The 13,844-nt window shown below is 54.9% G+C and carries 10 protein-coding genes; 2 read left to right on the forward strand and 8 right to left on the reverse strand.

Going from position 1 to position 13,844, the window contains the following annotated elements:
* Positions 1 to 30: 30 nt before the first annotated feature.
* Positions 31 to 2,457, reverse strand: a complete 2,427-nt coding sequence (locus MKY64_RS15200; protein ID WP_340953973.1) for a glycoside hydrolase family 31 protein — start codon at positions 2,455 to 2,457, stop codon at positions 31 to 33.
* A gap of 119 nt (positions 2,458 to 2,576) precedes the next feature.
* Here MKY64_RS15200 and MKY64_RS15205 point away from each other — a divergent pair, with 119 nt between their 5' ends.
* Positions 2,577 to 3,470, forward strand: a complete 894-nt coding sequence (locus MKY64_RS15205) for a helix-turn-helix transcriptional regulator (protein WP_340953976.1) — start codon at positions 2,577 to 2,579, stop codon at positions 3,468 to 3,470.
* Positions 3,471 to 3,578: 108 nt separating this feature from the next.
* On the opposite strand, the gene MKY64_RS15210 is transcribed toward MKY64_RS15205, so the two are convergent.
* Positions 3,579 to 5,006, reverse strand: a complete 1,428-nt coding sequence (locus MKY64_RS15210) for a family 43 glycosylhydrolase (RefSeq protein ID WP_340953980.1) — start codon at positions 5,004 to 5,006, stop codon at positions 3,579 to 3,581.
* A gap of 71 nt (positions 5,007 to 5,077) precedes the next feature.
* Positions 5,078 to 6,895, reverse strand: coding sequence for a family 43 glycosylhydrolase (locus MKY64_RS15215; RefSeq protein WP_340953983.1), 1,818 nt, complete (start codon positions 6,893 to 6,895; stop codon positions 5,078 to 5,080).
* Positions 6,896 to 7,120: 225 nt separating this feature from the next.
* Here MKY64_RS15215 and MKY64_RS15220 point away from each other — a divergent pair, with 225 nt between their 5' ends.
* A complete protein-coding gene (locus MKY64_RS15220; protein WP_036724968.1) occupies positions 7,121 to 8,263 on the forward strand; it encodes a glycosyl hydrolase family 8 in 1,143 nt (380 codons plus the stop codon).
* 194 nt (positions 8,264 to 8,457) lie between these two features.
* On the opposite strand, the gene MKY64_RS15225 is transcribed toward MKY64_RS15220, so the two are convergent.
* The 5 genes from MKY64_RS15225 to MKY64_RS15245 form a co-directional block, all read right to left on the reverse strand.
* Complete coding sequence (locus MKY64_RS15225; protein WP_340953988.1) at positions 8,458 to 8,652, reverse strand: hypothetical protein; 195 nt, start codon at positions 8,650 to 8,652, stop codon at positions 8,458 to 8,460.
* Positions 8,653 to 8,767: 115 nt separating this feature from the next.
* A complete protein-coding gene (locus MKY64_RS15230; protein ID WP_340953990.1) occupies positions 8,768 to 9,700 on the reverse strand; it encodes an IS3 family transposase in 933 nt (310 codons plus the stop codon).
* A 5-nt stretch (positions 9,701 to 9,705) separates the two neighbouring features.
* A complete protein-coding gene (locus MKY64_RS15235; protein WP_339313488.1) occupies positions 9,706 to 10,020 on the reverse strand; it encodes a helix-turn-helix domain-containing protein in 315 nt (104 codons plus the stop codon).
* Between the two features lie 390 nt (positions 10,021 to 10,410).
* Positions 10,411 to 12,039, reverse strand: a complete 1,629-nt coding sequence (locus MKY64_RS15240; protein ID WP_340953992.1) for a response regulator transcription factor — start codon at positions 12,037 to 12,039, stop codon at positions 10,411 to 10,413.
* Positions 12,017 to 13,783 carry a histidine kinase gene (locus MKY64_RS15245; RefSeq protein WP_036724971.1) on the reverse strand — a complete coding sequence of 589 codons (1,767 nt, stop codon included), beginning with the start codon at positions 13,781 to 13,783 and terminating at the stop codon, positions 12,017 to 12,019. The genes MKY64_RS15240 and MKY64_RS15245 overlap by 23 nt, the downstream gene beginning before the upstream one ends.
* Between the last annotated feature and the right edge of the window lie 61 nt (positions 13,784 to 13,844).

Below are 13,844 nucleotides of genomic sequence, written 5' to 3' on the forward strand. Positions count from 1 at the left end.
CGTACAATGAGTCACACATCGAATGAAGTCTCAGCTCTGCAGGTCCGCTTCACGGACAATTACAGCTTCCCCTTCATAAGTGACGATGCGGCTTCCCGCATAACCGGCCAGCTCTACGGCAAATTGCCTTACCGCCTGCATTCCGGCATAGTCTCCGGCCCGCTTCCCGATAGTCAGGCTGCGGTCCGCTTCACACCAGCTCAGCTCAATCATGGCATAGGCGCCGGTCTCATAATTATAATTATCGCCTTCATCTTCATACAGGGTGAAGGCTGCATCCTTGCCGCCATATACCTTGAGTCTCGTCACCGCCTCCGGCTGTTCATCCGTATATTGAACATCGGGGCCGAGCGGAACAATGGACCCTGCACGGACATACAGGGGAAGCGTCTCCAGATCCGCCTTGGCTTCAATCGTCACGCCGCCCTCCAGCCGTTCATCGCTCCAATAATCATACCATTCGCCTTCAGGGAGGTAGACCCGGCGCTGCTTAAGAACCCCCTCAAGCTCGCGGGAGCCGGGACCGTAATACATGGCCTCTGTCACAGGAGCCACCATGAAGGCCGGACCGAACATGAACTGGTCGCCGATGGCATGGACCTGCACATCTTCCCGGTAATCGAAAGCCAGCGCACGGAACATAGTATAGCTGCGGTGTGCTACAGCTCCGGCCAGGGAGTAGATGTATGGCATCAGCCTGTAACGGAGCTTCAGATAGTTCACCAGCGTGTCATACATCAGCTCACCCTCCTGGCCGAACTGCCATATCTCCCTCGGCGTATCCGTGCCATGGGAACGGAACATCGGCAGGAAGGCTCCGAGCTGGAACCAGCGGACATACAGCTCCCGGTAGCCCAGATCCGCAACACCTTCGTCATAATCCCCGCTACAGAACCATTGCTCCTTGTGATTCTTCACGAAGAACGCCCCGATATCCAAAGTCCAATAAGGCGAACCGGTCATGCAAAAGTTAAGGCCGTCTGCTATCTGCTTCCTCAGCGTCTCCCAGTTGGCGGCTATATCGCCTGACCATGTAATCGTGCCGTAGCGGTGCTGTCCTGCGAACGCGGAGCGTGTCAGATTGATCACCCGTTTCGCAGAGGTCGCTGCACGCTGGCCTTCATAGATCCCTTTGGAGTGCTGCATGGAATAAGCATTGATCAAGCCCGGATCGAGATACCGCTTCGATTCTTCCGTATTAATCAGCAGCCGCTGCTCCGGCTCCGGCTTCACCGCACCCTTCCAGTCCGCTTCGAACGGCTCGGTGCAATCGCACCACCAGGCATCAATGCCGTGGGCGAACAGCCCTTCGTTGGCCTGCTTCCAGTACAGCGCACGAGCCTCCTCCGAGAAGGCATCATAAGTCGCCTGATTGCCGAGCAGGAAACCGCGTGCCTTCATCTCTTCATGATTCTCCCCGCCCGCGCCCATAATCGGCCAGATGGATACCATCAGCTTGGCGTTCATAGCGTGCAGGCTGTTCATCATCTGCGAGGGATCGGGGAAGCGCTCAGGATCGAAAGTCTTTTGCCCCCACAGATTGCCCGTCCAGGACTGCCAGTCGAGTACGATACAGTCGAGGGGAAGCGAACGCTCACGATACTCTTGCACGATGGCGATCAGTTCCGCCTGAGAGACATATCTTTCCTTGGACTGCACATACCCGAAGGACCACTTCGGCAGCATTGGTGCTTCTCCGGTCAGGTAGCGGATTCCCGCCGTAATCTGATCGAATTCCGGACCATAAATGAAATAATAATCCATCTCTTCATCCGCATCGCTCCAGAGGTACGAGCCAAAGGCATCATCATGAAAAGTCATATAAGATCCCGAATCTACCAGAATCCCGTAGCCGCGTGTAGACACCAGTACCGGTACAACCGCCTTCATATTCTGCTGGTACAAGTATTGCTGCCGTCCCCGGAGGTTCATCATCCCCTCTTCATGGGAGCCCAGTCCGTACAGAGCTTCGCCTTCCTGCCATTCGAATTCCAGCTTTGTATGAAAAGCTTCCCGGTCCAGCCTCCGGTTGATGCCCTCCGCTCTTGCCCGCAGCCCATCCGCACCCTGTCCGGTCTCTACCGTGTCTGCCGAAGCATCGAATACCGTATGATAGACCTCTGTGCGCTCCAGGGTTTTGCCGCCTCTGGCCGGCTCCCGTGTCAGCAGCGTGCCGTCCGCAGCTCTGTAGCTGAAGGCACAGGTCTCTTTATCCACTTCAATCATTAGCTGCGCCGTTGAGATCTGCAGATGGCCGGGCGGTTCTGTGATAGTGTAAGGTACGGTCTCGGCTTCTGGCCGGCTTACCACCATCAGACTCTCTTTACCGCTCAGCTCAGCATTCAGCGTATAGCGGATTCTGGCAATCCCCGGCGTACACCAGGCAATATGCATTATTCCCTCACTAGTCTCCAGCCTTACGCCAGCCTCGCCGGATTGAACAGTTATCAGTTTCATTATGGTTCCACCCTTCCTTATGACTTCCTCTGGTTATAATGATATTATTATTGATAGCGGTTCATCTAACATATATTTGCGCGATATCATCACAATATAGCGATTCAGAGGAGGGCATCATGTACGAACACCGTTACCGGGAGAACAAGCTGCACGGCCAGCCGGAATTCCCGCTGCATATCTACCGGGTGGAGCATCAGGCCCGCGTGCATTCCATTCTTCCGGTGCACTGGCATAACGAAATGGAGATGATCTATCTGGCAGAGGGCAACGCTACCTTCCATATTGAGAGCCGCGAGTTCTCCATTCAGGCTGGAGATGCCCTGATCGTTCATCCCGGTGAGCTTCATTCGGGCATGGACACCGCAATGGGCGGCACCTGTTATTATTCCATCGTGTTCAAAGGCTCCTGGCTGTCTTCGCCGCAGCCCGACCGGGTCCAGGAGCTGTTCCTGGACCCCGTGCTGCAAGGGAAGGTCCGGCTTCCCGCTCTGTTATCTGCTGCAGATGCCGCCCACTCCCCCTTGCTTCAGCTGATCAGGGAGCTGTTAAGCCGCTATGAGCGTAAGCCCGGGGCATACGAAATGAGCCTGAAGGCGCTCTTACTGCTGTTCATCGCAGACAGCTATCAATACGGGCTGACCACGCTGAACCCGGCCGCGGAGACCCGGCACGGCCGGGAATATAACCGGCAGATCCGGGAGGTGCTGAGCTATATGGAGGCGCATTCCCGCGACAGGCTGGAGCTGGATCAGCTTGCCGCCGTGGTAGCGCTGAGCCGCTCGCATTTCTGCAAGTTTTTCAAAGCTCAGACAGGGATGCGCCCGATGGAGTATCTGAATTATATCCGCATCAGCCAGGCGGCCAGTCTGCTCCGCAGCGGATCATACAATGTGCTGGAGGCTGCACTGGAGTCAGGCTACCAGCATGTCAGCTATTTCTCCAAATGGTTCAAGCATTATATGAACATGACCCCCTCAGAATACAAGGCCCGGTATTCTTCCGGCGTGTAGCAGCAGGTTGAGAGTGTACGCTCTACGATGTGAACGACAAAACAGCAGCACCGGGAACACACTCCCTGGTCCTGCTGTCTGTGTCATGCCTGGTCTGATGCCTCCGGTCTATTCCAGTGTAAATGAAGCAAACTGAGCGCCGCCGCCTCCGGTGTATGTGAAATACAAGGCCTGCACGCCGTCCGGAATCGCCACTTCCGCAGCATATTTTTTCCAGACATTAGTGAAGCCTACCGGAATAGAAGCAAGCACAGGTCCGTCCCAAGCCGTCTTCACCTGGAACTCCCCATGGCAATATCCCCGCACCTTGATGGAGATCCGGCTAACCCCCTTGCAGTCAAAATACTTGAATCCGGCGGTCGCCGACTCCGTCATATTGGCAATATAACCAACCTCTTCGTCTCCGTCTCTGCCGTCCTGGGTAATCTTCGGGAACCTGCTGTCCATCCACGCACCCACCTTGCCAAACCCTCCGGTATACATCTCCTGATCCTTCGTGAACAAATGACAGGCCAGGTAAGCCGGATATTCTCCGCGTCCTTCCAGCGGGCCGCCGTTCGGGCCGGAGGTTGTAATCTCCACCTGCGGGATGGAGCCGTCTTCACGGAACGTAATCGGCTCGATGCAGCCCTGGCGCGAGAAAGCGGTCCCGTTGGTATGCCGGTGATAGAAGATATACCACGCTCCATTAACCTCCACGATGCTGCCGTGGTTATTGCCGCCGTAATACATCGTCCGGTCCGCAGGCTTATACGTATCGATATGCAGATCACAGTTGCTCACAATGACTCCCTGATACACGAAATCCCGGGTGGGATGACTGCTGGTGGCATAACACAGCTCATGCATCGAGATGGAGGAATAGATCAGGTAGTAGATATCCCCTCTTTTGCGGATGGAAGGGGCCTCGAAAAACTCATAGCCCTCGAAGCCGGTCCCCTGGCTGTAAGGCTGGCTCGGTGCAACGAACACAGGCTCTTCAATAATCGTAAGCATATCGGGACCCAGTACGGTAGCCATCGCGCCGTGTCTGGACTTGTCGCCGTATCCGCAGAAGCCGGTGTACAGGTAAGTGGTGTCTCCTTCGGTCAATACCCCCGGGTCAAACTGCGGCTCATCGCCTTCCCGTTCGCCCAGACGCGTGCCGTCCCCGTAGGTTACATGGCCGTAGAATTCATATTTGCCGCCCGGCTTATCGCAGACCGCTACCGATACGACAGAAACCTTGTCCAGTACATAGTAGAGATAGTAGCGCCCGTCCGGTCCCTGCGTCACATCCGGTGCATAGAGACACATGCTGCCTTCCGGGTTGAGCGGGTCATCTGTCGTCTTGTAGATCACCCCTTCATACTGCCAATCGCCCAGATTGTCCTCCGGCGCTGACCAGCAGACATAGTCGTTCAGACAGAAGGCGTGTCCGTTGAACCGGTCATGTGAACCATAGACATATACTCTTCCTTCAAAAACATAAGGCTCCGCATCCGGCACGTACTCCCAGGAAGGCAGATAGGGGTTGAATCCTTGTTGTTGTGTCATTCTAACATCCTCCATTTGTTATATAGATTGTCGTTGTTAATTTTTCATTCTCGGATGGCCGTGACTCCAGACTAAGCAAGCACTGTCACCTGTATCGTGCAGTCGGCGTAATCCGGATGTACATCTCTCTCCCCGGCCACATCGAGCAGTGGAACTCCGTTACTGTTGTAATGCACTCTGTGGATCGCCGAGCATCTCGTTCCATGCTTCACCAGTTGCTCTTCCCCGTGGTAGAGGACTAGCGTAGTACCATCTGTATCCTGGAAAAAGGAATTATGCCCCGGGCCATACACCCCGTCCAGCGAATAATAAGAAAGTGCCGGCGTGCCCGCCTTGCTCCAGGCACCGGCGTCCAGAACATCGCCGCCCCGTGGAATGCTTAACCAGCCCACCGCATAGGTATATCCCGTTGCCGCCCCCCCGGAATAGGCAATATACACGGTATCTTCCGTCAGGAGCGGATACGGGCCTTCGTTATTAATCGTGCCCTGAACATTCTCCCACCCCAGCAGAGGACGCGACAGCAGCACCGGTTCACTGGTTAATACCGCCGGGTTCGCTTCATCTACAGTGGCGATGTATAGCATGGAGCCGGTATCCAGCGGCGTTCCGATCCCTTTGCGGTAAGACCAGACTACACAGGAGGTGCCGTCTGCCTTGAAATAAGTCATATCCAGCGTAATGCCGTCTGCGGCCAATGGAGTACCGTCCATCCGCTTCACCCGGACCGGCGTGCTCCAATCCCCGGCCTTCATAATATCGCCGCCGGGGTTCAGCTTCATCAGATGGCATTGCGGTCCCCATACCTTGCCGCCAACAGCGAACAGGATGTACAGCTCCCCGCCGATGACATGGAATTCCGGTGCCCAGAAGGTCTGGATGAAGTTCAGCTCCTCATTCAGGTCCAGTATAACGGCTTCCTGGAAGCCCGGAGCGAATAAGTCCTGCAAGGTATCTGCCACGCGGACATAGATGCCGATATTATTGACATTGTCATTGGTAGCCAGGAAGTAATACCTGCCGTTCCAGGGGAGAATCACCGGGTCTGCATAGCCGCTTGCTAACGGGAACGGCAAGTCATGAGTGACCACTTTGCCATGTATGGTATGTGTTCCCGGCAAGGTGAAATCAATCCCTGCGGTATCCCAGGCCACCCGCTTATCGGCAGTGGAGCCGTCAGAATATAGCGCTGTGGCTCTGACCTTTGTCAATTCGCCGGCGGAGTGGACACTGACCTGTTCCGCCACGCGAATACCGGTGTTATGCACCGGGGTCCAGGCCGCCTGAACCTTGCGGCCGGCGGGACCGTCTACAGTCAGCACATTCCCCGGACGGGTTCCGGGCAGCGGCTGAGCGGGCCGCTCTACTGTGTAAGCTTCCGCAGGCTCCGGCGGCGAGATCCCTTCCGGCTTCCGCAGATCGGCCAGCCGGTTCACATAATAGCTGCCGTCATTGTCCTGCCAGCGGATCTCATATCCGCCAGTGCTGTCCAGTGCGCAGACGGCTTCTTTTACATAGCGTTCATTATCGAGCCGGACAAGCCGCTGGACATCGAAGGTCACCAGATCCGGCGAGGTCCACAGCAGAATCTGCCCCCTGCTCTCCCCGTCATCCTCCCCCGAGGCGTCAATCCTTACCGCAATCATCCCGAAAGCACCATCCTGTGTACGGAACAGATAGGGGTTTTTGAGTCCTTTTTCATGAATCACATTGTTCTCATCCACGGTGGCCACGGCAAATAATAGGCCATAGTTCCGGTTAAGGGGCTGAAATTCATTAGTGTCATCTGCACAGGCCATATGAACACTGTTGGCGAGAGACCCGGTGTAATCCTGGTTCGGTATGCGCGTGTAGACTGTAAGCTTCATTAGCTCTGCAACCTCATTCATAGCTCTATCACCCTTACCTTGTTATTCATCTTGCAGCATGTCCCTATCAGTATAGAGAAGCTTTTGGCGTGAAGTCCATGACATATAGACACCTAAGCTTGATCTATCCTTAGATAATGGGCTGGAGCCGGAATCCTCTATAAAATATCTGGAAAACGCTTTAATCTCTATACTGCCGCTTATGATATACTTGGGCAAAATAAAATTCACCTGGAGGATGTTATGATGAATACTACAGAGGGCTCTTTTTACACAGGGGAGTACAGAAATCTGTTCCTTGAGAACGGACTGCGTCCGGAGGCGATTCAGCAGCGGCTGGAAGATACCTGGAACGAAATGTTCTACGGCGCCCCTGATGTCCGGCTCTATCATACTATGGATGAGGATAAGGGTTATATCGTAGATACAGGCAATACCGATGTGCGCACAGAGGGCATGTCCTACGGGATGATGATGGCGGTTCAGATGGATAAAAAGGAGGAGTTCGACCGGCTCTGGAATTTCGCCAAGGTATTCATGCAGCATACGGAGGGCCGATATAAGGATTATTTCGCCTGGCAATGCAAGCTGGATGGTACACGGTTGTCTCCCGGCCCCGCGCCGGATGGAGAAGAGTTCTTCGCGATGGCACTATTCTTCGCTTCCCGCCGCTGGGGTGACGGGGCCGCGCCATTCAATTATTCCGAGCAGGCCAGAATCATTCTCCGCGCTTGTGTGCACAAGGGAGAAGACGGGGAAGGCCATCCGATGTGGGACCCGGAGACCCGGCTGATCAAGTTCATCCCGGAGACTCCGTTCAGCGATCCCTCCTATCATTTGCCGCATTTCTATGATTTGTTTGCGCTGCAAGCGGATGAAGCAGACCGGGCGTTCTGGAAGGATGCCGCTGCTCGGAGTCGGGATTACCTGCATCTGGCCTGCCACCCGGTTACCGGGCTGTCGCCGGAATACGCCAACTATGACGGAACTCCGGCGGAACCTCAACCGCATGGCGACTTCCGCCACTTCTTCAGTGATGCTTACCGGGTCGCCGCCAACATTGGGCTGGATTATGAATGGTTCCGCTGCGATCCTTGGCAGGTAGAGCAGTCTAACCGCATTCAGGCTTTCTTCCGCGATATCGATCCGGCTGATTACCGGCGGTATACCATTGACGGTCAGCCGTTCGACGAGCCTTCGCTGCATCCGGTCGGCCTGCTATCCACTCTGGCCATGGCCTCGCTTGCCGCCGATGGCCCGGATGCCGGGCATTTCGTCAAGCTATTCTGGGACACTCCGCTGCGCACCGGAGAACGGCGGTATTACGACAACTGTCTATACTTCTTCACCATGCTGGCGCTGAGCGGGAATTATCGGATTTACTTATAAAAGAAACTAACTAAAGCTGGCCTCACTGTCCTCCATTGGCTTACTTCTGGCGGGGCAGATGGACTATGTAGAGTGAAATCGGGGGCACTTGTGCTCCTGATTTGTTCGTTTAGCCAACTTCTGCTCCTCGTTCACTCATTTAGCCAACTTCAACCAATATCAGGGGCACTTCTGCTCCTCATTCACTCATTTAGCTAACTTCTGCCGATATCAGGGGCACTTGCGGTGCTCCTCGTTACTCTAATACCATCACTGTCGCCTGCATCAATGGGATTTATCCCTTTCATTTCTCCATCTAGCCCACTTTCGGCTGCATTAATGGGATTTTTCCCTTTCATTCGCCCATCCAGCCAACTTTTGGCTGCATTAATGGGATTTTTCCCTTTCATTCGCCCATCCAGCCAACTTTTGGCTGCATTAATGGGATTTATCCCTTTCTTTCGGTGCGACCCCCTTATCCCGGAGTCCTCCGTATAAAATCGGTACTTGTTGTAGATATGCTCTTTATTTCGCTTTTTCTCTCGGCCAGAAGAAACTGGAGCGGTCTTCTAGAGTCTGGACCCACTCCGCAAAGGTAACTGGCGGCATGTTCCGAAGGCTTGTATGCATTCTGCGATTGTTGTAAAAGTCCATGTACCGGTCCACCGCTTCATAGGCCTCTTCGAACGTGTTGAAGGCTTCTTTGCGGAATAAATCCCGATCGATATTACTGTGGAACGATTCAATAAAAGCATTTAAATCCGGCGTTCGAGGCGGAATGCGTTCGTGGGTCATTTCCCAGCTTTCACACATGTCGCCAAACAGATGGCTGACGAACTGTGGGCCGTTGTCGGTGCGGATCACCGGGCGTGCGCTGTCAGGGGCGCAGTGTTGCTCCATGGCACGTCCCAGCGTCTGGCAGGCGTGCTTGGCCTCACACGACGATCCGCGGTGGTAGCCGACGATGACACGGGTAAACACATCGATAATGCTCAGGACAAAGAAATGCCTGCCCTGGCCCGCCACGTAACCGTACTTAATGTCCATCTGCCAGAGTTGACCCGCCCCTGTAATGACCCGGTTCTCCGGCAGCTTCCGAGGATGCTTAAAACGCTTGTGACGCTGCGGCTGCAGGATATCCAGCGCCTGACACAGCCGGTAGCTTTTCTTGTGATTGAGCCTCAGCCCGTGCTGGTTCCACAAGCACTTGGCCAGCAGTTTGTACCCGTACACGTGCTCCTCTCCAGCGATTAATTCCAGCAGCCATTCCTGGATTTCCTCGTCGCTAATCTTCTCTCCAGACTCGGTCAGGGAATAGCCGGGTACGGGTCTTCCGCGCCCCTGGGGTACGGCCTGTGCCTCCTGCTTCTTGCGTTTCTTACGGTCGTAATACGTAGACTCTGCTAGCCCCACGAGACGTAGTACCAACGCTGCGGTATTCCCCTGCTTAATGAACATGTCGGCTACCTCGATTTTTTCGGATAAGCAGGGGTTGGCTTTTTTAGCAGTTCACGCAGAATCTCGATCTCTAACTCCTTTTCGCCGAGGATCTTGACGGCCTTCTCGTATTTCCGCTCCACGTCCAGGAGGCGCTTCAGTTCCTCCACCTGCTCCTGAGGATACGGATGATCTTGTTCTCCATGGGCCTCTCGGTAGTCCCTCACCCACTGATTCACCGTCGATGGAGTCACCCCATACTTTCGGGCAACCACCGCTGCCTTAATGCCAGACAACACCTCTTGCGCAGCCTTCTCTCTTGTTCCTGTTAAGTGTCCCATACCGTTCATCCTCCTCCTATATCTAGTCTACATTTTTGTGGGGGAGGACTCCAACTTCTTTAGGGGGCTGTGGAGCTTTTTGCCCATCCAGCCAACTTTTGGCTGCATTAATGGGATTAATCCCTTTCATTCGCCCGTCCAGCCGACTTTTGGCTGCATTAATGGGATTTATCCCTCTCATTTACTCTCCTCAACGAACAATCGCTCCCCCGGACGATGGAGGCAACGCCATCCATCCGAAGGAGCGACTATATCTTCCTCTAATATTTCTCATCCAATGTATCTCATTCTTACGTCTCTCATCCTGTCGCTCTCACCCAATGGGCCTTCCCCGTTATCTCTCCCCTGCTCCACCCTCGCTCGTGGCCGCCAGCCACGAGCGCAGGACATTTACCCGCCAACCACATCCATACGGTATTCCTGGGGCGTGGTTCCGGTCCACTTTTTGAATACGCGGGTGAAGGATTGCGGGGTGACGTAGCCGATTAGCGAGCCGACCTCCGCCACTTTCAGCTCCCCCCTCCGCAGCAGATCTTTGGCCTGGCGGACGCGCAACTCCTCGATATACTCGGACAGATTAATTCCCCGTTCCTGCTTGAACAGGCGGGACAGATAGGAAGGATTGAAGTGGATCACATCGGCCAGACGGACCAGCGACAGGTCCTGGTCGAGATTCTCTTCTATATATATGCAGATCCGGTCGATAACACCCGCCGCCCGCTTCTGCTCGCCGCTCCTGCGGACAGAGAACAGATTCCCGGCGGTGTCCTCCAGATAGCGGAAGGCTTCTCCCCATGTCCGGTGGACCTCCAGCTGCATCAGCCCGCTTGCCCCGATCTCCTGATCCGCTTCCCATCTGTTCGTATACGACATGAGCATCAGAGCAATGGTGTAATACAGCTCAGTCAAATAAGGGTTGCCCCGCGTGCATTCCTGCCCAGCAGGTTCAGCCATCTCCCCGAACAGCCGGAGGAATTCCTCCTTACGGCCCGCCTCCAGATGTGCAGCCAGAGTCTCCACCTTGCCCTGCATGAACCGGTCACGCATGGTATCCGGCGCCGCCGCTTCATTCAGCTGCACCTTCTGCACCATCCGCTCTCCGTCTCCTGCCCGGTAATGCTGAACCTGCCTCGCTTTATCGTACACTACCTGAAGCCTGGACCAGGCAGACTCCTCCGCACTGAGAGTGATGGCCATCCCGACCTCCAGCGATTCCCTGCACGACTGCTGAATCAGCTCGAAGGTGCCTTCCAGAAATTTAATCATCTGCTCCAAATCCTCCGGCTGCGAAGCCTCTCCCGTCCCGCCCGGCTGAATCAGCCAGATCAGGTCACCGTACCGGTCGATAACCCCAAGGCTGACCGTCCGCTCCTTCAGCAGCTTCTCCGACAGGAACTTGACCGCAAGCGCTGTCTCCCGGCGGTCCATATACGTGCGCGAGGATTCAGGATCACTGATACTGCCCAGAGCGATCAGCACCGGCCGCGAAGCATCCAGCGGAATGTTCAGACGGACGAAGTCCCCGGCCATATCCTGATCCGCCTTGACGCTGTGAATGAGATGGCGGAAATAATCGCCCTGTGCCAAGGTCTCTAGCGTGTTCAGCTGCTCCTTGGATTCACGGATCAGATCATTCACCTGCATGGTGTCGTTCAATTCCTGTAGCGCACGCATCACCGCTTCAATCAGCTTCGGATAACCTTCATTCTTGAGCACATACTGGACGCCCGGAGCCTGAATCGCCTGGTAGACATAATTGAAGTCGCTGTGTCCGGTCAGGAAGACGATTTTGCATTGCGGCCAGCTCCGGCGGATATGCTCCATCAGCTCCAGTCCGTCCATCTCGGGCATGCAGATATCAGACAGGACAATATCCACCCGGGTCCGGTGCAGCAGATTTAGCGCTTCACAGCCCGAGTAGGCCTTGTAGATGTCCAGCTCAAGCTCCATTTTGCCGAAAATTACCGCTAGTCCATCTGTGATAATCTCTTCATCATCAACGATAAGCATCCTGTACATCAGCATTCTCACCTCCAGCTCTAAGCAGGATGGTTACCCTTAGTCCGCCCAGCTCACTCCGGTCTGCCAGCAAGCCGCTCTCTTCCCCGAAGGTTATGCGGATGCGCCGGTGAATGTTCACAAGGCCGGTGGTCTCCGCCTGCTCCTGATAGACATTAAGGGACTCTTTCAGTTGCTCCAGCATGTCATCGCTCAGCCGGTCCCCGTTATCCTCAACGATAATGCGGATATCCGGGCCTTCCTGCGCGAAGCGGACAATGATCAGGCCCTCCATGGCTTTCTTTTCCAGGCTGTGCTTGAACGCGTTCTCAATAATCGGCTGCACAATCAGCCGCGGAACGGACACTTTCTTCAGCTCCTCTGACAAGGCATCGAACCGGACCCCAATTCTGCGGGAGAAGCGCATGGCCTGAATCTCTGTATACATCCTTGCATGGTGAATCTCCTGCTCCAATGACACCAGATCGGAAGCGTTACGGGTGACAAACTGGAAGTATTCCCCCAGCATCGTAGTAAGCTGTTCGATCCGCTCGGTATCGCCGGTCTTCGCCATTGTGTTCAGAATGAAGAAGCTGTTGTACAGAAAATGCGGGTTAATCTGTGATTGCAGCTGCTTCAGCTCTGCCCGCTGGGCCATAATCTTCTGCTTGTACACCTGGTCGATCAGGGAGTGCAGATTGCTCACCATCTGGTTGAAGCGGCTGTACAGATAACGGAATTCATCCTTCGACTCATGCTGGATATGAATGTCCAGATCACCCTGCTCCATTCTCCGGAAGCTCTTCACCAGCGTCAGCATCGGCTTATGAATGAACTTGTAGGTCGATAGTGCAAAAGCAATGATGATGGCAAGCGCAGCCACGGCGAACACCCAGGCCCAGGTATAGAATTTGCTCAGCGGATTCTTGATAATAGCCTCCGGGATGATCCGGTAGATGGACAAGCCAAGCTCCTGTGAGCCGGTCTGGACGATATAATAAGGCGCACCTGCGATCCTCAGCCTCTCCCCGGAGGCCACCGCGCGGATATCCCGGGCATACTGGGACGGTTCCGCCTGCGCCAGCTCGCCGGTCATGCTGTAGAGCGCGAATCTCGCACTATGGGAGAGCAACAGCGTTCCACTGCCGGGATACGTATTGAATTGGCCCAGCGCCGCCCGCAGCTCCTGGGTGTCCAGCTCAATCTCAACCGTCAGCAGCGGCTCCGCCCCCTTGATGCCCCGCTGCTTCATCGCACTAAGGTACAGGCCGCCATCCCACTCAATCACCTGGGAACGGCGGTCCCCGAAGACCGAGCGGATCTCGCGGAAGCGCTTCAGTTCAATCTCACGCACGCCGCCAACTGATGAGATAGTGCGGCCTATAGTCATGATATGAACCCTGACGTCCTTGATATACGTGCTGCTGTTCTGCACGATGAACAGCCGCTTCATCAGCGAATTCAGATTCTCCGTGCGGTCAATGGTCGGCAGCGTCTCCCAGGTCAGAGCCAGCTTGTTCAGATCCTCATCCTCCAGCAGACTGTATTGCAGCAGCTTCATCCGCTCGATCTCATTCTCCATATCATTTAAGTAGAAGACGGTTTGCGCGCTGGCCGAGCTTCGGATATCGCTGCTGGCCGTTTGCACAATCCACTGATACAGATAAGCGGCGAAGACAAGAATAGGCAGCATAATGAGCAGAAAGGTCACAATCAGCCGCAGAAATATCGTATTGCGCAGTGAGTAATCCTTTTTGAACAACAATCCCAGGCCCCCAGCAATCATTTTCACCATTATAGCCTGAATCCGGGGAGAGCCGCAGGCT

It is taken from the genome of Paenibacillus sp. FSL R7-0210 (assembly GCF_038009085.1).
GTDB lineage: Bacteria > Bacillota > Bacilli > Paenibacillales > Paenibacillaceae > Paenibacillus_AQ > Paenibacillus_AQ silagei.

Coding starts and splice junctions, on each gene's coding strand:
- MKY64_RS15200 (WP_340953973.1), bottom strand. CDS start 2,457: ATGAAACTGATAACTGTTCAATCCGGCGAGGCTGGCGTAAGGCTGGAG.
- MKY64_RS15205 (WP_340953976.1), top strand. CDS start 2,577: ATGTACGAACACCGTTACCGGGAGAACAAGCTGCACGGCCAGCCGGAA.
- MKY64_RS15210 (WP_340953980.1), bottom strand. CDS start 5,006: ATGACACAACAACAAGGATTCAACCCCTATCTGCCTTCCTGGGAGTAC.
- MKY64_RS15215 (WP_340953983.1), bottom strand. CDS start 6,895: ATGAATGAGGTTGCAGAGCTAATGAAGCTTACAGTCTACACGCGCATA.
- MKY64_RS15220 (WP_036724968.1), top strand. CDS start 7,121: ATGAATACTACAGAGGGCTCTTTTTACACAGGGGAGTACAGAAATCTG.
- MKY64_RS15225 (WP_340953988.1), bottom strand. CDS start 8,652: ATGAAAGGGAAAAATCCCATTAATGCAGCCAAAAGTTGGCTGGATGGG.
- MKY64_RS15230 (WP_340953990.1), bottom strand. CDS start 9,700: ATGTTCATTAAGCAGGGGAATACCGCAGCGTTGGTACTACGTCTCGTG.
- MKY64_RS15235 (WP_339313488.1), bottom strand. CDS start 10,020: ATGGGACACTTAACAGGAACAAGAGAGAAGGCTGCGCAAGAGGTGTTG.
- MKY64_RS15240 (WP_340953992.1), bottom strand. CDS start 12,039: ATGTACAGGATGCTTATCGTTGATGATGAAGAGATTATCACAGATGGA.